Here is an 18,321-nt window from a genome sequence, read left to right on the forward strand (position 1 = left end):
GCCGGATCAGCGTCCTGCGATAGCCCTCCGGCATCCAGTCACGCGGCTCGATCCGCTGGTCGCGCGCGATCGTCGCCTCGAAGTGCTCCTGGAGCTCCGGCCCTGCGCTGCCCACCGCCGACACGTCGACGTGTGACGCGGTCATCTGTTCCTACTTTCCCGACCGACCGTTCGTTCGGTCGACATCATGGATGAGCGTTCGTGCTGCGGCAAGTGCGGCAGCCGGGTCAGTGTCCGGTGAAGGACGGCTGCCGGCCTTCGAGAAAGGCCCGCACGGCAGCCCGGTGGTCCCCGGTCGTGCCCAGCCGTTCCTGGGCCGCCGCCTCGCGTTCCAGCACGACGGGCAGGGGCGCTCCGTCGGCCCGTAGCAGCGCCTTGACCTCGGCGTAGGCAGCGGTGGGGCCGGCGGCGAGGCGCTGGGCGAGGGCCAGGCCCTCCGCGGCGGCACCGCCGTCCGGCACGACGCTGTGGACGAGTCCCCACTGCTGCGCCGCCTCGGCGTCGAAGCGGTCGCCGAGCAGCATCAGGGCGGCCGCCCGCGACGGGCCGACCGCCTGTGCCAGGGCCCCGCTCAGACCGCTGTCGGCAGCCAGGCCGATCCCGGTGAACGCGGTCGAGAAGCGGGCACCGGCTCCCGCGACCCGCAGGTCGGCACAGAGCGCGAGGCCCAGCCCCGCGCCGACGCAGGCTCCCTCGACGGCCGCGACCACGGGCTGCGGCAGCGCACACAGTTCCTCGACGAGCGGGTTGTACTCGTCCCGGACGACGGCGAAGGCGGAGGCGGGTGCGCTCTCCAGGGCCCGCGCGTGCTCCTTGAGGTCCTGGCCGACACAGAAGTGCCGCCCCTCGGCGGTGAGCAGCACCGCCCGGACGAGGTCGCCGTCGTCGCGCACCCGGCGTACGGCGGCGATCAGTCCGCCGCGCAACGACACGTCCAGGGCGTTTCCCGCGGAGGGTCTTCGGAGTTCGATGACGGCGACGCCGCCGTCCAGGGTGTAGCCGACGCCGGGCCGCGTCCCGTCGGCCTGAGGGCGGCCGGTAGCGCTCATTCCCATGTGTAGAACCCCTTTCCGGTCTTGCGTCCGAGCTCGCCGCGGGCGACCTTCTCGCGCAGCAGCCGGGGAGGCACGAAGCGCTCGCCGAGCGTGGCGTGCAGGTGCTCGGCGATGGCCAGGCGTACGTCGAGTCCGACCAGGTCGGTCAGGCGCAGCGGCCCCATGGGGTGCTTGTAGCCGAGCCGCATGGCGTCGTCGATGGCGTCCGGTTCCGCGACGCCCTCCTCGACCATGCGGATCGCCTCCAGGCCCAGGGCCAGGCCGAGGCGGCTGCTGGCGAAGCCGGGCGAGTCCTTGACGACGACGTCCTTCTTGTCGAGGCAGCGGGTCCAGCCGAGAGCCGCCTCGACGGTGTCCGCCCCGGTGCCGGGTGCGACGACGATCTCGACCAGTTCGGAGGCGGGCACGGGGTTGAAGAAGTGCATGCCCAGGAAGCGGCCGGGCCGGGTGAGGGCGGCGGCGAGATCGGTGACCGACAGGGAACTGGTGTTGCTGGCCAGCACCGTGCCGGGGCTCACCGCCTGCTCGGCGGCGGCGAGGAGCCGGGCCTTGAGCGCGGCGTCCTCGGGGACGGCCTCGACGACCAGGTCGGCGTGCGAGGGCAGGGCGTCGACGGACGGAACCGTCGTCACCCGGGCCAGCACCGCCTCCGCGGGCTCGGCGAGGGCGCCGCGTTCGGCTGCTCGCCTCAGCCCGGCGGCGACGCGGCCCAGTGCCGCGGCCGCGGCCTGCTCGCCGCTCTCCACGACGGTCACGGCCGAACCGGCCGTCGCGAAGGACTGCGCGATACCGGCGCCCATGCGGCCGCCACCGATCACCCCGACGACTGCGGGTGCTGAGGTCATGCCCGGCTCCTCTTCTCCAGGAAGCGTGTCATGCGGTCCTTCTTGTCCTGTCCCTCGAACAGCACGGCCTGGGCCAGGTCGTCGGCGACCGGGTGGGCGCCCGGCGAGTCGACGACGAGCTTCGTCAGCCGCAGGGCGGTGGCGGAGGAGCGCGCCATGCGGTCGAGCAGGGCGTGCGCCTCGTCCAGCAGCGTCTGAGCCGGTACGACGTCGATGACCAGCCCGGCAGCCAGTGCCGCGGCCGCGTCGAGGTTCCGCCCGGCGAGCAGCACCTGCTTGGCGATCGACTCGCCGACCAGCTCGGGCAGCCGCCAGCAGGCCCCGGCCGCGGCGAGGATGCCGAGCCCCGGCTCGGGGTTTCCGAACACCGCGTCCGGTCCGGCGATACGCAGGTCGCAGGCGTACGACAGTTCGGCGCCGCCGCCCAGCGCCCAGCCGTCGACGGCGGCGAGCGTGGGCATGGGGAGCCTGCGCACGCGCTCGAACAGACGGCTGTTGATGCCCTGGAGGGCTTCGTCGCGGCCCCGTCGCAGCAGTTCGGCGATGTCGGCACCGCCCGCGAAGACCCGGCCGTGGCCGGTGAGCAGCAGCAGCTTCGGATCGGCTTCCAGCAGCCCGCACACCTCGTGCAGTTCGGCGATCATGCGGCCGCTGATGGCGTTGCGGGCCTCGGGCCGGTGCAGGGTGACGACGACCCGGTCCTCTCGCTCCTCGACGAGCAGCGTCTCGTAGGCGGTGCTCACACCCGCTCCACGAGCATGGCGACACCCTGACCGACTCCCACGCACAGCGTCGCCAGCCCCCGGCGGGCGTCCTCGCGCTCCAGCCGGCCGAGCAGCGTCAGCAGGATGCGGGCTCCGGAGCAGCCGAGGGGATGGCCGAGCGCGATGGCGCCGCCGTCGGCGTTGACCCGCTCCTCGTCGAGTTCGAGACGGCGCATGACGGCCAGCGCCTGGGCGGCGAACGCCTCGTTCAGTTCGACCGCGTCCACGTCCCCGGCCTGCCACCCGGCGCGGGCCAGGGCCTTCTGCGTGGCGGGCACCGGGCCGAGGCCCATGATGTGCGGCCGGACGCCGGCCGACGCGGAGGTGACGATCCGCGCCCGCGGGGTGAGCCCGTACCGCTGCACCGCCTCGGCGCTCGCGACCACCAGCGCGGCGGCGCCGTCCGACAGCGGCGAGGAGGAACCGGCGGTGACGATGCCGTCCTCGCGGAAGATGGTCCGCAGAGCGCCGAGCTTCTCCGGCGTCGTGCCGGAGCGCGGCCCCTCGTCCCGGGTGACCTCGCCGTCCTTCACTGGAACGGGCACGATCTCGCGGTCGAAGCGCCCCGCCTCCTGTGCCGCCACGGCACGCTGGTGACTGCGCAACGCGAACGCGTCGGACTCGGCACGGGTGATGCCGTCCAGCGCCGCGACCTCCTCGGCCGTCTCCCCCATCGACAGCGTCACCTTGACCGTCTCGGGACCGGCCCCCGCCGGCACCGCCCGGTCGGCGGCGGCGAAGCGCGGGTTGGTGAAGCGCCAGCCCAGTGAGGTGTCGTGCACCTCCCCCGGCTTGGCCCAGGGGGTGCCGGGCTTGGCCATCACCCAGGGGGCACGGGTCATGGACTCCACCCCGCCCGCGACCACCAGGTCCGCCTCACCGGAGCGGATCGCCTGGGCGGCGCTCGCGACCGCGGTCAGCCCGGAGGCGCAGAGCCGGTTGACCGTGTAGCCGGGGACGGTGTGCGGCAGCCCCGCCAGCAGCACGGCCATGCGCGCCACGTCCCGGTTGTCCTCACCCGCCTGGTTGGCGGCCCCCAGGACCACTTCGTCCACGGCCTCGGACGGGATGCCCGCGCGGCGGACGGCCTCACCCACCACCAGGGCGGCCAGGTCGTCGGGACGCACGGAGGCCAGTGCGCCGCCGTAGCGTCCCTGTGGGGTCCGTGCGCCGTCGATCAGGAAGACGTCGTCAGACATGGGCGGGCTCCTCGGCGGGCGCGTGGCGGCGGGACTGGACCACCGCGAAGCGGCCGGTGACGAAGGCCGGGTCGGTGAGGGCCGCGTTGGCGGCGGGGTTGGCCGCCGTGCCATGGAAGTCGCTGAAGGCGGCGGACTGGTTGACGAAGACGGCGCCGGTCAGGTTCTCCGACAGGTGCACGCCCGCGTCCAGAGCGGTCTCGCGGGCCGTCTCCAGAACGTCGTCGTCGGTGGTGTACACGGAGGCGGTCAGCGCGCCGTGCTGCCGGACGGTTTCGTGCAGGAGCCGCAGACCGTGCGCGGTGGAGTCGGTGCCGATGACGAACGAGACCGGTCCGAACCACTCGCTGGTGTAGGTCTTCTCGTCGGTCCCGGCGTCGAGGCGGGCGATCAGCGGGGTGCGGACGACCGCGTCGGGGTGCTCGGGGTGCGCCAGCTCCCGGGAGGGGTGCGCGATACGGGCGCCGAGCACCGTCGCCGCCTCCTCCAGCCGGTTCAGGACGCCCTCGTTCACGATCGCGCCCAGGGTGCCGGCAGCACGCACGGGGTCGCCGAGCAGCCCGTCGAGCGCCGTACCCAGGTCGGTGGCGAACTCGTCGGCCGTGCGCGTCCCCTGGTCGGTGGTGAAGCCCTCGCGCGGGACCAGGATGTTCTGCGGGGTGGTGCACATCTGGCCGCTGTAGAGGGCGAGCGAGAAGGCCAGGTTGCGCAGCAGTCCCGCGTAGTCGTCGGTGGAGTCGACGAGGACGGTGTTCAGTCCGGCCTTCTCGGTGTGCACGGCGGCCTGGCGGGCGTTGGTCTCCAGCCAGTCGCCGAACTCGCTGGACCCGGTGAAGTCCACGATGCGCACATCGGGGTGCGTGGCCAGGGCGGTGGCGGTGCGCTCGTCGGGGCGCTGGGCGGCGAGCAGCACCACGTCCGGGTCGAAGCCGGCCTCCGCCAGGACCTCACGGGCGATGCGCACCGTGATGGCCAGCGGCAGCACGGCCCGCCGATGCGGCTTGACGATCACCGGATTACCGGTGACCAGGCTCGCGAACAAGCCCGGGTAGCCGTTCCAGGTGGGGAAGGTGTTGCAGGCGATCAGCACGGCGACGCCGCGTCCGACCGGGGTGTAGGTCTTGTCCATGACGAGCGGGCCGCCCCTGCGCTGCGGCTTGCTCCAGCGGGCGGTGGCCGGGTGGCGCTTCTGCTCGTACCAGGCGTACGCCACCGCTTCGAGCCCGCGGTCCTGGGCGTGCGGGCCGCCGGCCTGGAAGGCCATCACGAACGGCTGGCCGGTGGTGTGCCGGACGGCGTGCGCGATCTCGAAGCTCGCCGCGTTCAGTCGGGCCAGGATCTCGGCCGCGACTCCGGCCCGGGTGTCGGGGCTCGCGGCGCGCCACGGCGCGGCTGCGGCCTTGGCCGTGGCGACGGCCGTGCCGGGGGCGAGGTAGGGGTAGCTGACACCGAGGGGGAAGCCGTAGGGCGAGAACTCGGTGGCCGGGACGGTTCCGGCGGTGGGGTGTCCTTCGAGGGGGAAGGGGTTGCCGAGGAGGGCACGGAAGGCGGTCTCGCCCTGCTGGGGCGCCTCGGCTCCGTAGGCGGAGGTGCTGGGCGTCTCCGGGTACGGCGTCCAGTGGCCGCGGTCGGCTGCGTGCTCCACGGCCTGCTGGAGCAGGTCCGCGTGGCGGGCGTGGAAGTCGGTGGGCATGGGAACTCCTGGCCGAACATTCGGCAGGTCGGTGGGGGCGGTCCGCCGGCGGCGGACGCACGGAAGGCCTGGGGGTCGGGGGCTGACAGGCGACGGGCTTCGCCGAGGATCGAAGGGCTGAGCCGAGGTCCGACGGGTGTGGCCGACGGTTCAGACGTCCGCGAGCAGGATCGCCGGGCGCTCGACGCAGTCGGCCACGAAGCGCAGGAAGCCACCGGCCACTCCGCCGTCGCAGACCCTGTGGTCGAAGCTGAAGGAGAGCTGTGCGACCTTGCGGACCGTCAACTGCCCGTCGACGACCCAGGGTTTGTCGACTAGGCGGCCCACGCCGAGGAGGGCGGCCTCCGGGTGGTTGATGATCGGCGTGGAGCCGTCGACGCCGAACACCCCGTAGTTGTTCAGGGTGAACGTGCCTCCGGTCAGCGCGCGCGGCGGCAGGTTCCCCGCGCGCGCGAGCTCGGTCAACCGGGCCAGCTCGGCGGCCAGTTGGGCGGTCGTCATGAGGTGGGCGTCGCGGACGACCGGGACGCCCAGCCCGCGTTCGGTCTGGGCCGCGAAGCCCAGGTGCACCTCGTCGTGGCGGAGGATCTCCCGGCGCTCGGTGTCGACCGTGGAATTGAGGTCGGGGAAGCGGCGCAGTCCGGCGACACAGATGCGGGCGAAGAGCGCCAGCAGGCCGATGCGGGTCCCGGTTCCGGCCGACTCCAGCGCCTTCTTGGCCTCGAGCAGCCCGGTGGCGTCCACGTCGACCCAGGTGGTGGCGTCGGGGATCTCGGTCCGGCTGCGGGAGAGCTTGTCGGCGACCGCGCGGCGGACCCCGCGCAGGGGGATCCGCTCGGGGCCTGTCGTCCGGGTCGGCTCCTGCGGTGCGGGGGCGGGAGCCGCGGCCTCGTGGGCCGGGCTCTGGCTCGCGGTCTGCCCGGCCCGGGCGACGGCCTGCTCGACGTCCCTTCTGAGGACGACTCCCGCCGGGCCGGACGGCGACACGTCGGCCAGGTCGACGCCGTGGTCCCGGGCCATCCTCCGTACGAGCGGCGAGATCGCCCGGGGGGCGTGCGATGCGGTGGCGGCCGAGGTGTCGGCCGCGGCGTGCGGCGCGGATGCGGGGCCGCCCGCCGGTGCGGCATCGTCGGCCGCGTCGGATCGCCGCTCGGCGCCGGCGCTCCCGGCGGCTCCGGCGGGCGCGGTGCTCGTGGACGGGCCCGCTGCCGCGGCGGCGCGCCGACGGCGGCGGCGCGAGGTCGTCGGGCCGTGGCCCGTGCCGTAGCCGATCAGCACATTGCCCGACCCGGCCTGTTCCTCCTCCCGGTAACGCTCCGCCGCCGCGTCGGCCGGCACCACCGGGTCCGGCACGGCACGCGCGTCCTCGGGCCGTGGCCCGCACGCTGACCCGCCGGCCGCGACGGGGGCGCCCGCCCCCACGGTGATCAGCGGCTCCCCCACCGCCAGTGCCGTGCCCGCCTCCGCGTGCAGCCGGAGCACGGTGCCCGCGTACGGGACCGGCACCTCGACCGCGGCCTTGGCGGTCTCGACCTCGACGACGATCTGGTCGATCGTCACCGTGTCGCCGACGGCGACCTTCCATTCGACGATCTCCGCCTCGGTCAGCCCTTCGCCGAGGTCGGGCAGCCGGAACAACTGCTCCAGGCGCGTTGCCGTGGTCATGCGACCGCTCCCTTCAGCAGATGCCGGGTGTCCGGCTCGTCGCCGAACTGGAGGCGGTCCACGGCGTCGAGGATCCGGTCGACACCGGGCAGATGCGCGTGCTCCAGTTTCGGCGGCGGATAGGGGATGTCGAAACCGGCCACCCGCAGGACGGGTGCGGCCAGCGAGTGGAAGCAGCGTTCCTGGACGCGCGCGGCGATCTCCGCGCCGACCCCGGCGAAGCCCTGCGCCTCCTGCACGACCAGACAGCGCCCGGTGCGCCGTACGGAAGCCGTCACCGTCTCGTCGTCGAAGGGCACGATCGTGCGCAGGTCGACGACCTCCAGCTCGATGCCCTCGGACGCCGCGGCCTCGGCCGCGGCCAGGGCCACCGGAACCGACGGCCCGTACGCGACGACCGTGGCGTCACGGCCCACCCGCCGTACGGCGGCCCGCCCGAACGGCAGCGCACCGCGCCGCTCCAGGTCGGTGTCCTCCCTCGACCAGTACAGCTTCTTCGGCTCCAGGAAGACCATCGGGTCCGGGTCGGCGATCGCGTCCCTCAGCAGCCAGTACGCGTCCTCGGCCGTCGCCGGGGTGACGACCTTCAGGCCGGGGGTGTGCGCGTAGTACGCCTCGCTGGAGTCGCAGTGGTGCTCCACTCCGCCGATCCCGCCCGCGTACGGGACACGGATCACCATGGGCAGCGTGAGCCGTCCCCGAGTCCGGTTGCGCAGCTTGGCGACATGGGAGGCGATCTGCTCGAACGCCGGGTAGGCGAAGGCGTCGAACTGCATCTCCACCACGGGCCGGAAGCCGCCCATCGCCATGCCTACGGCGAGCCCGACGATGCCGGCCTCGGCGAGCGGGGTGTCGAAGCACCTCTCCTCGCCGAAGTCGCGGGTCAGTCCGTCGGTGATGCGGAACACGCCGCCGAGCGGGCCGACGTCCTCGCCGAAGACGAGCACGCGCTCGTCCTCGCGCAGTGCGTCGCGCAGCGCGGTGTTGAGCGCCTGCGCCATGGTGACCTTGGTGGCCTTGGCGGTCTCGGCCATGGGTCAGTCCTCCTGAGTCAGGGCGGTCTGGGCGAGCTCGGCCGCCAACTGGGCGCGCTGCTCCAGCAGGTGCGGGGTGGGCTCGGCGTAGACGTGGTCGAAGAGCTCCATCGGGTCGGCGGTGGTGTCCGCGTTCATGCGGGTGCGCAGGTCGGCGGCCAGGGCTTCCGCCTCCTCCCGTACCGCCGCCGCGTCGGCGTCGGTGAGCGCGCCACGGGCCCGCAGGTGCGCCTCCAGCCGGCTGAGGGGATCGGCGGCGCCCCAGCGCTCGACCTCCTCGGCGTCGCGGTAGCGGGTCGCGTCGTCGGCGTTGGTGTGCGCGTCCATGCGGTAGGTGTGCGCCTCGACGAGGACGGGGCCGTGCCCGGCGCGGGCGTGCGCGACGGCGTCGGTGAGCACCGCGAGCACGGCGACCAGGTCGTTGCCGTCGACCTGCTCGGAGCGCACCCCGTAGCCGATGCCCTTGTAGGCGAGGGCGGGCGCCGCGGTCTGCCGGGCCAGCGGGACGGAGATCGCGTACTTGTTGTTCTGGACGAAGAAGACGACCGGCGTGCGCAGGACGGCCGCGAAGTTCAACGCCTCGTGGAAGTCGCCCTCGCTGGTGGCGCCGTCGCCGATCAGGGCCATGGCGACGCCGTCCTCGCCCTTGCGGCGCTGCGCCTCCGCCATGCCGGTGGCGTGCAGCACCTGGGTGGCCAGCGGGGTGCACTGGGGGGCGACGCGGGTGGCGACCGGGTCGTAGCCGCAGTGCCAGTCGCCGCGCAGCAGGGTGAGCACCTCGACCGGGTCGACGCCCCGGGTGACCAGGGCGACGGAGTCGCGGTAGGTCGGGAACAGCCAGTCGTCCGGGCGCAGGGCGAGCACGGCGCCGATCTGGCAGGCCTCCTGGCCCCGGCTGGACGGGTAGACGGCGAGCCTGCCCTGCTTGGTGAGCGCGGTGGCCTGGGTGTCGAAGCGGCGCCCCACGACCATCCGCCGGTAGGCCTCGCGCAGGACCCCCTCCGCGGGCTCGCGGTAGCCGGCCGGGGGCTTGGCCACGGGCGTGCCGTCCTCGGCCACGAACCGCACCGGTGTGAGGGACGGCAGCAGCCCCTGGACCGTCTGTCGGAGGCTCTTCACGGACATGGAGGGCGCTCGCTTTCTCTGGACGCTTGACAGGAGAATGGTGACGACGAGGGAATATGTGTTCAAGACTTCGCGTGAACCGCAGATGAAGTGCCGAATTCCAACGTCCTGGAGAGCAATGTGTCCGAGATGGACTCGCCGGTGGGGCCCGTGTCCGGACGAACTGCCGTCCCGCTCGACGACACCGACCGCCAGATCCTGGTCCGGCTGCTGAAGGACGCCCGTCAGTCGGTCCGCGCGCTGGCCGAGCAGGTGCACATCTCCCGCGCCAACGCCTACACCCGCATCGGCAGGCTGCTGGCCGAGGGGGTGATCACCGGTTTCACCGCGCAGCTGAACCCCAAGCGGGCCGGCCTCGGCACGAGTGCCTACATCATGTTGAGCACCGAGCAGGCGGCCTGGCGGGACATCTCGCGCGAACTGCGCGAGATCCCGTACGTGGAGCACGTCTCCCTGGTGACGGGGGACTTCGACGTCCTGGTGCTGGTGCGTGCGCCGGACAACGAGGCGTTGCGCTCGGTGGTGCTGGAGCGCATCCACTGCGTTGCCGGGGTGCGTTCGACACGGACCTGGCTGGTGTTCGACGAGGTGCGGGGGCGCGGAGCGGACTGGACGGGCTGACGGGACTGCCGGCCGGCCCTGACTACGCCGCCGGGTACCGGGGCGGTCGGGGGCACCGGGCCGGCCGGGCAGGGCCGGACAGGACAGGCCCGTCAGGTGCCGACGAGTTCCTCGGGGTCGCGCACGGGCGGGCGTACGGGAGCGGCGAGGCGGCCGCGCGAGCGCACCACCCGGAACCGTCCGGTGACGAAGTGCGCGCCTCCGCCGGGCGGTTCGGGCGCGGCCGAGGAGGGGTCGGCGGGCAGGTCGTCGGCGAGGTTCTCCACCAGGTGGACCCCGGCGTCCAGCGCCCCCGCCTCGGCGGCCGCCAGCACCAGCGGGTCGGTCGAGTGCACCGCGGCGAACAGCGCACCGTGGCGGCCGACCGTGCGGCGGAAGATCTCCAGGCTGTGCGAGGTCGACTCGGTGCCCACCAGGAAGGAGACCGGCCCCGGCCACTCCCGGGCGTAGACCCGCTCTTCGTGCGCCCCCAGCCGGACCACGAGCGGACTGCGCAGGTCGGCGCCGGGATGGCCGGGATGGGGCAGCGCCCCGGAGGCGTGGACCACCGCGCCGTATCGCGCGGCCCGCTCCAGTCCCGCGCGCACCTCGTCGTCGACGACCGCGCCCAGCAGCCTCGCCACGCGTACCGGGTGCCCGAGCAGCCGGTCCACGGCGTCGCCGAGGTCGGCGCCGAGGTCCCGGAGGGTCTTGTGCCCTTCGTCGGTCGTGACACCCGCCGTCGGCACCAGGATGTTCTGCGGTGTCGTGCGGACCGTTCCGCTGCACAGGCACAGGGAGAGCGCGAGGCCGCGCACCAGGCCGCGGTAGTCCTCGGTGGAGTCGACGACCACGGTGTTCAGTCCGGTCCGGTGGGCGAACACGGCGGCCTGCCGTGCGTGTTGCTCCAGCCAGTCGGCGGACCTGGCCGGGCCGGTGAAGTCGACGATGCGCACATCGGGGTGCGTGGCCAGGCGCTGCCACAGGGGTTCCCCGGGAGTCGCCACCGCCAGGGTGACGAGGTCGGGGTCGTGTCCGGCCTCCGCCAGCACCTGCCGCGCGACGCGCACGGTGATCGCCAGCGGCAGAACGGACCTGGGGTGCGGGGCCACGATCACCGGGTTGCCGGTCACCAGGCTGGCGAACAGGCCGGGCCAGCCGTTCCACGTCGGATGCTCGGGGCAGCCGACGAGCAGTGCCACGCCGCGCGGCGCCAGGCTGCAGGTGCCCGCCATCGCCAGCGGTTCCTCGCGGCGGCGCCGACTCTCCCAGTGCAGGTCGACGGGAACGCGCACCGACTCGGCGAACGCGCGGGCCACCACCTCCAGTGCGCGGTCCTGGGCGGGCGGCCCGGCGGCCCGGAACGCGGCCGTGAGGGTCCGGCCCGTGGTGTGGTGCACCGCGAGTGCCAGCTCATGGCTGCGGACGTTCAGCCGACGCAGTATCTCCACCGCCACTCCGGCCCGCTGGTACGGCCCGTCGGCCCGCCAGCCGGCCATCGCCCGGCGGGCCGACGCCACCAGCACCGCGGGGTCGCACCGGGGATGGTCGATGTCCATGGCGACGCCGTACGGCGAGGACTCGGTGCGCACCCGGCCGAGCTCACCGGGCTGGCCGAGCTCGAAGGCACGGCCCAGCAGCGAGCCGAACACCTTCTCCGCGGTGCGTGCCGACCTCATGCCCGCATCGGTGCCGCCCCGCCCCCCGTGGGTGAACGGTGCGCAGTACTCGCCGGCCGTCACGGCCCGTACCGCCTGCTGGAGCAGCTCGCGATGCCGCTCGTACGGCCCCACGCGCACGGCCGTCAGCCTCTCCAGCTCGCGGCGAGCCCGAGCAGGGCGTCGTTCTCCGCCCGCAGCCCGATCGTCACCCGGACGCCCTCGCCGACGAACGGGCGCACGACGACGTCGCCGCCGAGGCAGTGCAGGGCGAAGTCCCCGCTTTCACGGGCGAGCGGCAGCCAGAGGAAGTTGGCCTGGGAGTCGGGTACTTCGAAGCCGAGGTCGCACAGCCGCCGTGCCACCCGCTGCCGTTCGGCGACCGTGAGGGCGGCCCGCCGGACGACCTCCGCGTGCTCGCCGAGGGCGACCACCGCCGCCTCCTGGGCGAGCGCGCTGACGCTGAACGGGATCTGCGTCTTGCGGACGTGCGCGGCGATACCGGGCGGGCCCACGCAGTAGCCGACCCGCAGCCCGGCCAGGCCGTACGCCTTGGAGAAGGTCCGCAGCACCACCACGTTCGGCCGGTCGCCGAGCAGGGCGAGGGCGTCGGGGACCTGCTCCGGGTCGGCGTACTCCCGGTAGGCCTCGTCGACGACGATCAGTACGTCCTGCGGCACCCGGTCGGCGAAGTCGCGCAGGGCCTGCTCGCCGACCGCGGTGGAGGTGGGGTTGTTGGGGTTGCAGACGAAGACCAGCCGGGTCCGGTCACCGACCGCCTCGGCCATGGCGTCGAGGTCCAGTCCGTGCGCCCGCAGGGGGACCTGCACGGCGGTACCGCCCGCCACCGCGGTGAGGATCGGGTACGCCTCGAAGGACCGCCAGCCGAAGACGACCTCGTCGCCGGGTCCGACGACCGAGTGCAGCAGCTGGGCGCAGACCTCCGAGGAGCCGGCGCCCAACGCGATCCGCTCGGTCTCGACGTCGTGGTGCTCCGCGAGGGCCTGGACAAGCGCGGTGGCGCTCAGGTCGGGATACCGCGACACCCCGCCGGCCAGTTCCGCGAGCCTCGCCGCGACACCGGGCAGCAGCCCGTACGGAGACTCGTTGCTGGCCAGCGCGACCGCACCGGGCATCTTGCGGCCGGGGACGTAGGAGGGCAACTGGGTCAGGGACGAACGGACACGCACCATGCTCGACTCGCTTCTGCAGCGGCGGGGGCCGGAAGTCGTGCCTCCGGGCACTTGACAGGAGAATCGTGGACAGCAATCGACAATCGTTCAACCGAATGGGAAATCAGGCGACAGACTGCCGATCTGCCGCACCTGTACCGGCAGGTAGTCCCGCCGGGCCCGCGTCGGACTCGCTCCCGCAAGACGGACGGCGCTCCCCGGCAGGCGGGTGTTGATCACGAGTCGGCCACATGCCCCTTCCCGAGCCCCGGCCGCCGCCGCGCTCCGCAAAGACTGCCCCCACCGCGCGAGGCCACCGACGCCTCGCCCGCGCCGATCGAGGGAGACCATGTCCAGGCCCCAGCTCGCCCACGGGTCGTTGACGTCACTGGCGGCGGCTCTGACGCTGCTGACCACCGGCTGTGCGGAAAAGGCCGGCGGTGTACGGGCCGACGGCGACGCCTGCCGAGCGAACGGCGGCTGGCCGGCCGAGAAGCAGGCCCGGTGGCTGCGCCCGGCCGTGTCGTTCCCCGACGAGGCGGCGGCCGAGGACGCGGCGGTGGTGATCGGTTCGCACGCCGGCGAGCCCCTGTGCGAGCCGATCACGGTGCAGGTCCAGTTCTGGGAGGCGACCGCCACGACGGCGGGGACGGACCTGACGTCCGTCCAGCGCATCCGCCTGACCACCGACGGGAGCAGCCCCCAGGCCATCGGCTTCCCCGCGGGCCTCTCCACGGAGGAACGCGACGACTGCACCGGCGTCCTCATGGCGGCCTACCCGGGCACCCCCCTGGCCGAAAGCGAACTGCCCAACGCCATCGGCCTCCGCGGTCCCGGCACCGCGGAGGTGGACTTCGGAACCGACAGGGTCGGCACCCACCGACTCGTCCCCCCTTCGGAACCGGAATCGTGCCGCGAGCGCGGAGAGACCGTGACCGCCCCTCCCGCCACCCCAAACCCATGGGGCGGCGACCATCCGTGAACGACACCCCGGGCGAAGGACCGTTCACCAGGCCGCGGAGGGGGATGACCTCGCGGTCGCGTTCCTCGGTCGCCCTCGAAGTACCCGCGCGGCCTCATGTCACGACCAGCCCACGATCAACCCTCCAACCCTCGCCCACCGACTCGTCACCGCCCTCCGGTGGCAGAGCTCGGCGCATGCGTAGCTGCTCGCTGGCGTGGTTGCGACGCGCCGGCCGCACCGGTGAGTTCAGGGGCTCCTCGTGGCCGGAGTCGGTGACGCCCGCCGGGCGTGTTGGCAGGAGGCGTAGGTCTCCGGCCCCCAACCGGGCCTGCCTTCCTGGTCCTTGGCGACCACGACGGCCGTCCTCGTCCGACCGTCGACACGGTACGTGTACAGGACGCGCTCGCTCTCCTCGCGTTCCACGCGGAACTGTGAGGGGATGCCTCCCGGCTCGAACATACGGAAGTACAGCCTCAGCCCGTCCTCCGGTGTCCTGCCGCCGTCGTCTCTCCCCCAGCCGTCGGGCGAACCGCCCCGGGAGATGTCCCCGTCGCACTCCAGAGCCCGGCCCGCAGCGCCTGAGGCGAGCAGCATCGCCTCAGGGGTGTCCTCGTCCACCTCGTCGGTCTCGATGTGGAGCGGACCGCTGTACGGCGTCGTCGCCGGTCCGTAGTCGATGATCACGTCCCTGTCGTCCTCTGCACCGCACCCCACGACGGCCACCAGTGCGGCTGCCACCGCGAAGGGTCCTCCGCGCATGTCCGCCCCCGTTCCCGACCACTGCTTGCGCCACTTCGACGCCGCAGCGGCCCGAAACGTTCCGAGCACGGTCAGCGAGCCGTCCGGAACGCCCTACGGTACGTCCACGTCGGGACGCCGATCGCCGCGTGCGGACGCCGGCGCGGCGAGGCGCCGGTGGCGAAGCCGACGCGGCAGGCCGGCTGATCCACGGGCAACCATCGGCGTCACGTCCTGGCCGGCGGTGCACTGCCGGCTACGTGATCGCCGACGACAACTGCACGTCGCAGCTGAGTAGTTCTACGGATGCCGGCATCGGGGTGCGTGGTTAGCCTCGCCATACGCGGCGTCGGCGGTCCCGGTCCATGCCCGGTCAGCGCCCTATGACGCACCCGACTCGGAGGATCCAACCGTGAGCGAGCCGAGACCCACACCGCCTCCGGCCCTTCCGCAAGCGGGCAACCGCGGGTCCGGTGATCCGCGGGGACCCGTCTCCGCTCCCGGTGCAGTACGGCAGCACAAACGCAGGGGTGGGCACGTGATCGTGATTGTTCTGCTGGTGGTCGGGCTGCTCGCCGGTATCGCGCCCCTCGTGTACACGCAGGCGCGCCGTATCCTGGGCCTGTACGACCCCACCGCGTCGTCCGTCGGCGTGACGCTGCGGACGTTGCCGTTGAAGGGTCCGGTGGCCTACTCCCCCGATGGGCGCACCCTCGCCTCCTGGAGTGACAGCGGCACTGTGGAGCTATGGGATGTCGACGAGGGCACGCGCCGACACGTCCTTCCGTTCGCCGTCGACACCCATGCGCGGCACTCCAACCGCGAGGTGGTTTTCGCACCGGACGGCGACGCCGTGGCGACGGAGCTGAACGACGGGCAGACGATCCAGATCTGGGATACGCAGACCGGTGCCACGCGCGCCGTGATCAAGGCCCCGGTCAGCGATCCCGAGGGGCTGATGCCGCTGCGCGCCGGCAAGCTGATGTATGCGCCCGACGGTCGCACCATCGCGGCCACCGGTGACCATCTGCGGCTCTGGGACGTGGCCACCGGCACGCTCCGCCACCAGATCGACATCTCAGCCAGGGCTGCGGCGTTCGCGCCGGACGGCAGGACCATCGCCGCCGTGGCCGAACGGCACGGCGGCATCTGGGACGTCGCCACCGGTGCCCAGGTACACCCGCTCGACCCGTCCGGAGGACATTTCAGCTGGACGGTCGGGTTCGCGCCGGACGGACGAACCGTGGTCGCCGATGGTGACAGGGTTCGGGCCTGGAACGCGGCGACCGGTGCGGTGCGGTGGTCGTCAGGCTTGTACGAGGGAAGCAAGCCGGTCTACGCCCCGGACGGGAGCTTGCTTGCGGTGCGCAGCGGCGACGACGTCTGGCTGGTCGATCCGGAGAGCGGTGAAAGGCTCCGTACCCTACGTGGCCTGCATGGTCTCCTGATAGCGGTCGGCAATATCGAGCAGGTGGATCAGGTCGCCTGGGCCCCGGACAGCCACACCCTGGTGGTCAGGCACAGCCCCGCGAACGAGTCATGGGCCAGCACTCCGCAGGTCTGGGATGTCAAGACCGGTACCGCTCTCCAGATCCTCAAGGGGCACAGAAGCCCGGTTCACGATGTCGCCTACTCCCCGGACGGCCGCAACATCACCACCGTCAGCGGTGACGGGACCGCGCGGATCTGGCGCGCGGCCCCTTGACCCGGGGCGACATCCCCAACGGGTCGATGTCACCGGCTCTGGCGGTGGTACGGGCAGAGACGGGACTTGCTCACCGGGACGGGGGCGGAGCACCGACAGGCACCTCGACGATTGCATCGACCTTCGAAGCAGCACACGAAGAGGTCCACAACCTGCACACCGCAGCGGTGCTGCTCAACGTCTCGCCCTTCGTGCGCAACTTCCTCACCCACTACGTCGAGGACTCCGTCGAGAACTCCTTCACCTCGGTCCGGGAGGTCATCGACAGGTCTACGTCCTGCCGGGCACCTACACCTACTGGGCCGACCCCGGGCATGGTGAACGCTTCGTGCGCATCGCCCTGGCCCGTCCACCTGAGCAGTTCGCGCAGGCGGTGCGCGTGATCGACGAGGCGCTCTTCCTGGGTATGCACAGCCGCGAAGACCGGATCCGTACCGCCGCCAAGAACTCGCCGCGCTGGGCAGCCCCTCCCTCGCCGGACTTCCCCTCGCCCACGCCCTGTTGCCGGCCCCCGCCGTCCGTCACGGCCGTCCGCCGCACACGGCCTCGGCTCGGTTGGCCGCCCTCCACGGCCGACGGGTGATCCCACCCCCGGCCGGCCCGGAACGGTCCTTTGAGCGGGACGGCCAGGAGTTCTCCCCCTTCCCCGTACGGCCGGTGCTCGCCCTCTGACTCGTCGGCGCCAGCCCGCAGAGGGTGCCTGCGCTCCGACCCGGCCCCGCAGGGGGTGCCTGCGCTCCGACCCGGGCCCGCCGGCGGCCGACGGCGCCGTCCTCCTCGCGGGCTGCCGTCAGGCGCGGCGTCCCCCGGACCGTTCCGCGGCGCGCTCCGCGTTCCGCTTCTTGAGGCGGGCGCCCTCCTTGCGGACCTCGGCCTGCGTGGCGCGCTCCCGCTGGAGCCACTCGGGGCTCTCGTCCTTCAGCGCCTCGATCTGCTCGGTGGTGAGGGCCTCGGTGACACCGCCCCGGGCCAGCCCCGCGATGGAGACGCCAAGCTTGGCGGCGACGACCGGGCGGGGGTGCGGGCCGTTGCGGCGCAGCTCCTGGAGCCAGGCCGGCGGGTCGGCCAGGAGCGCGTTCAGTTCGGCGCGCGAGACGACGCCCTCCCGGAACTCGGCGGGGGTGGCTTCGAGGTACACACCCAGCTTCTTCGCCGCGGTGGCGGGCTTCATGGTCTGGGGTGCGGTCTGGTGCGACGTCATGGTGTCCAGGGTATCGAGCATGTGCGCCACCGCTGACCACGGCGGGGGAGCGGGTGCGGGCGGGGGTGGCGGCTCCGCCCGATAACCTGGGCGGGTGACAGGTTCGGAAGCATCGCCCACGTTCCGGCTCGCGTACGTCCCGGGAGTGACGCCCACGAAGTGGGTGCGGATCTGGAACGAACGGTTGCCCGACGTCCCCCTCGTCCTCGTGCAGGTGTCCGCCACCGAGGCGCTCGGCGCGCTGCGGGGCGGCGAGGCGGACGCCGGTTTCGTGCGGCTGCCGGTGGACGGGACCGACCTCAGCGCGATCCCCCTCTACACCGAGACGACGGTGGTCGTGGTGCCGAAGGACCATGTCGTCGCGGCCGTGGACGAGGTGTCCACGGAGGATCTGGCCGACGAGATCGTGCTGCACCCCCTCGACGACACCCTCGGCTGGGAGCGCCCGCCGGGGCAGCCGGCGTTCGAGCGTCCCGCCACCACGGCGGACGCGATCGAGCTGGTGGCGGCCGGTATCGGACTCCTCGTCGTCCCCCAGTCGCTGGCCCGCCTCCACCACCGCAAGGACCTCACCTACCGCCCGCTGACCGACGCCCCCGAGTCCCGGGTCGCCCTGTCCTGGCCGCAGGACGCGACCACCGACCTGGTCGAGGACTTCATCGGCATCGTCCGGGGCCGCACGGTCAACAGCTCCCGGGGGCGTCCCAAGCCTCCCGAGGAGAAGCAGCAGCCGAAGCCCAAGCGCCAGCCCGCCGGGGGGAACCGCCGTCAGTCGGCCACCGGAAAGCCGGCCGCCCGGAACCCCCGGTCCGGCTCCGGCGGCACCAGAACCTCGAAGAGCGGCGGCAGAACAGGAAAGCCCCGCCGCCGCGGGTAACGAGCCCCCAGCCTTCCACCGGACCG

The 18,321-nt window shown here is 73.1% G+C and carries 17 protein-coding genes and 1 pseudogene; 4 read left to right on the forward strand and 14 right to left on the reverse strand.

The window, feature by feature from the left end:
• The 9 genes and pseudogenes from AC067N_RS22395 to pdhA form a co-directional block, all read right to left on the reverse strand.
• Window positions 1-145 (reverse strand): annotated as a pseudogene (locus AC067N_RS22395) (1,2-phenylacetyl-CoA epoxidase subunit PaaA); the annotation flags it as partial.
• 82 nt (window positions 146-227) lie between these two features.
• The gene (locus tag AC067N_RS22400; RefSeq protein ID WP_478680636.1) at window positions 228-1,055 is read right to left on the reverse strand and encodes an enoyl-CoA hydratase/isomerase family protein; all 828 of its coding nucleotides are present in this window, start codon (window positions 1,053-1,055) and stop codon (window positions 228-230) included.
• Entirely contained in the window at window positions 1,046-1,900 is an 855-nt protein-coding gene (locus AC067N_RS22405) for a 3-hydroxyacyl-CoA dehydrogenase family protein (protein WP_478680637.1), read from the reverse strand. Before AC067N_RS22405 ends, AC067N_RS22400 begins: the two co-directional genes overlap by 10 nt.
• Window positions 1,897-2,643: an enoyl-CoA hydratase/isomerase family protein gene (locus AC067N_RS22410; RefSeq protein ID WP_478680638.1), complete on the reverse strand. Its 747-nt coding sequence runs from the start codon at window positions 2,641-2,643 to the stop codon at window positions 1,897-1,899. The genes AC067N_RS22405 and AC067N_RS22410 overlap by 4 nt, the downstream gene beginning before the upstream one ends.
• Entirely contained in the window at window positions 2,640-3,863 is a 1,224-nt protein-coding gene (locus AC067N_RS22415) for a thiolase family protein (protein WP_478680639.1), read from the reverse strand. The genes AC067N_RS22410 and AC067N_RS22415 overlap by 4 nt, the downstream gene beginning before the upstream one ends.
• Entirely contained in the window at window positions 3,856-5,556 is a 1,701-nt protein-coding gene (paaN, locus tag AC067N_RS22420; RefSeq protein WP_478680640.1) for a phenylacetic acid degradation protein PaaN, read from the reverse strand. Before paaN ends, AC067N_RS22415 begins: the two co-directional genes overlap by 8 nt.
• Window positions 5,557-5,706: 150 nt before the next feature.
• The gene (locus AC067N_RS22425; RefSeq protein ID WP_478680641.1) at window positions 5,707-7,221 is read right to left on the reverse strand and encodes a dihydrolipoamide acetyltransferase family protein; all 1,515 of its coding nucleotides are present in this window, start codon (window positions 7,219-7,221) and stop codon (window positions 5,707-5,709) included.
• Window positions 7,218-8,255, reverse strand: coding sequence for an alpha-ketoacid dehydrogenase subunit beta (locus AC067N_RS22430; protein WP_478680642.1), 1,038 nt, complete (start codon window positions 8,253-8,255; stop codon window positions 7,218-7,220). The genes AC067N_RS22425 and AC067N_RS22430 overlap by 4 nt, the downstream gene beginning before the upstream one ends.
• Before the next feature lie 3 nt (window positions 8,256-8,258).
• Window positions 8,259-9,380, reverse strand: a complete 1,122-nt coding sequence (pdhA, locus tag AC067N_RS22435) for a pyruvate dehydrogenase (acetyl-transferring) E1 component subunit alpha (RefSeq protein ID WP_478680643.1) — start codon at window positions 9,378-9,380, stop codon at window positions 8,259-8,261.
• 129 nt (window positions 9,381-9,509) lie between these two features.
• Here pdhA and AC067N_RS22440 point away from each other — a divergent pair, with 129 nt between their 5' ends.
• Window positions 9,510-10,001 carry an Lrp/AsnC family transcriptional regulator gene (locus tag AC067N_RS22440; RefSeq protein WP_478680859.1) on the forward strand — a complete coding sequence of 164 codons (492 nt, stop codon included), beginning with the start codon at window positions 9,510-9,512 and terminating at the stop codon, window positions 9,999-10,001.
• Between the two features lie 92 nt (window positions 10,002-10,093).
• Here AC067N_RS22440 and AC067N_RS22445 read toward each other — a convergent pair whose 3' ends face one another.
• Entirely contained in the window at window positions 10,094-11,797 is a 1,704-nt protein-coding gene (locus tag AC067N_RS22445) for an aldehyde dehydrogenase family protein (protein ID WP_478680860.1), read from the reverse strand.
• Window positions 11,785-12,831 (reverse strand): histidinol-phosphate transaminase, encoded by a 1,047-nt coding sequence (gene hisC, locus AC067N_RS22450; protein ID WP_478680644.1) that lies wholly within the window; start codon window positions 12,829-12,831, stop codon window positions 11,785-11,787. Before hisC ends, AC067N_RS22445 begins: the two co-directional genes overlap by 13 nt.
• Before the next feature lie 328 nt (window positions 12,832-13,159).
• On the opposite strand from hisC, the gene AC067N_RS22455 reads away from it, so the two are divergent.
• A complete protein-coding gene (locus tag AC067N_RS22455) occupies window positions 13,160-13,792 on the forward strand; it encodes a hypothetical protein (protein WP_478680645.1) in 633 nt (210 codons plus the stop codon).
• A gap of 228 nt (window positions 13,793-14,020) precedes the next feature.
• Here the strand turns inward: AC067N_RS22455 and AC067N_RS22460 are convergent, their stop codons facing one another.
• Window positions 14,021-14,533: a hypothetical protein gene (locus AC067N_RS22460; RefSeq protein ID WP_478680646.1), complete on the reverse strand. Its 513-nt coding sequence runs from the start codon at window positions 14,531-14,533 to the stop codon at window positions 14,021-14,023.
• A 517-nt stretch (window positions 14,534-15,050) separates the two neighbouring features.
• Here AC067N_RS22460 and AC067N_RS22465 point away from each other — a divergent pair.
• Complete coding sequence (locus AC067N_RS22465; protein WP_478680647.1) at window positions 15,051-16,217, forward strand: WD40 repeat domain-containing protein; 1,167 nt, start codon at window positions 15,051-15,053, stop codon at window positions 16,215-16,217.
• Between the two features lie 211 nt (window positions 16,218-16,428).
• On the opposite strand, the gene AC067N_RS22470 is transcribed toward AC067N_RS22465, so the two are convergent.
• Both AC067N_RS22470 and AC067N_RS22475 read right to left on the reverse strand, forming a co-directional pair.
• Window positions 16,429-16,629 carry a hypothetical protein gene (locus tag AC067N_RS22470; RefSeq protein WP_478680648.1) on the reverse strand — a complete coding sequence of 67 codons (201 nt, stop codon included), beginning with the start codon at window positions 16,627-16,629 and terminating at the stop codon, window positions 16,429-16,431.
• Between the two features lie 378 nt (window positions 16,630-17,007).
• Window positions 17,008-17,418: a DUF5997 family protein gene (locus tag AC067N_RS22475; RefSeq protein ID WP_478680649.1), complete on the reverse strand. Its 411-nt coding sequence runs from the start codon at window positions 17,416-17,418 to the stop codon at window positions 17,008-17,010.
• 94 nt (window positions 17,419-17,512) lie between these two features.
• Here AC067N_RS22475 and AC067N_RS22480 point away from each other — a divergent pair, with 94 nt between their 5' ends.
• Window positions 17,513-18,295: a LysR family substrate-binding domain-containing protein gene (locus tag AC067N_RS22480; protein ID WP_478680650.1), complete on the forward strand. Its 783-nt coding sequence runs from the start codon at window positions 17,513-17,515 to the stop codon at window positions 18,293-18,295.
• The last annotated feature ends 26 nt before the right edge of the window (window positions 18,296-18,321 follow it).

This window comes from Streptomyces sp. NPDC042364 (genome assembly GCF_056437585.1).

Coding starts and splice junctions, on each gene's coding strand:
- AC067N_RS22455 (WP_478680645.1), top strand. CDS start 13,160: ATGTCCAGGCCCCAGCTCGCCCACGGGTCGTTGACGTCACTGGCGGCG.
- pdhA (WP_478680643.1), bottom strand. CDS start 9,380: ATGTCCGTGAAGAGCCTCCGACAGACGGTCCAGGGGCTGCTGCCGTCC.
- AC067N_RS22415 (WP_478680639.1), bottom strand. CDS start 3,863: ATGTCTGACGACGTCTTCCTGATCGACGGCGCACGGACCCCACAGGGA.
- paaN (WP_478680640.1), bottom strand. CDS start 5,556: ATGCCCACCGACTTCCACGCCCGCCACGCGGACCTGCTCCAGCAGGCC.
- AC067N_RS22475 (WP_478680649.1), bottom strand. CDS start 17,418: ATGACGTCGCACCAGACCGCACCCCAGACCATGAAGCCCGCCACCGCG.
- AC067N_RS22405 (WP_478680637.1), bottom strand. CDS start 1,900: ATGACCTCAGCACCCGCAGTCGTCGGGGTGATCGGTGGCGGCCGCATG.
- AC067N_RS22425 (WP_478680641.1), bottom strand. CDS start 7,221: ATGACCACGGCAACGCGCCTGGAGCAGTTGTTCCGGCTGCCCGACCTC.
- AC067N_RS22440 (WP_478680859.1), top strand. CDS start 9,510: ATGGACTCGCCGGTGGGGCCCGTGTCCGGACGAACTGCCGTCCCGCTC.
- AC067N_RS22460 (WP_478680646.1), bottom strand. CDS start 14,533: ATGCGCGGAGGACCCTTCGCGGTGGCAGCCGCACTGGTGGCCGTCGTG.
- AC067N_RS22400 (WP_478680636.1), bottom strand. CDS start 1,055: ATGGGAATGAGCGCTACCGGCCGCCCTCAGGCCGACGGGACGCGGCCC.
- AC067N_RS22430 (WP_478680642.1), bottom strand. CDS start 8,255: ATGGCCGAGACCGCCAAGGCCACCAAGGTCACCATGGCGCAGGCGCTC.
- hisC (WP_478680644.1), bottom strand. CDS start 12,831: ATGGTGCGTGTCCGTTCGTCCCTGACCCAGTTGCCCTCCTACGTCCCC.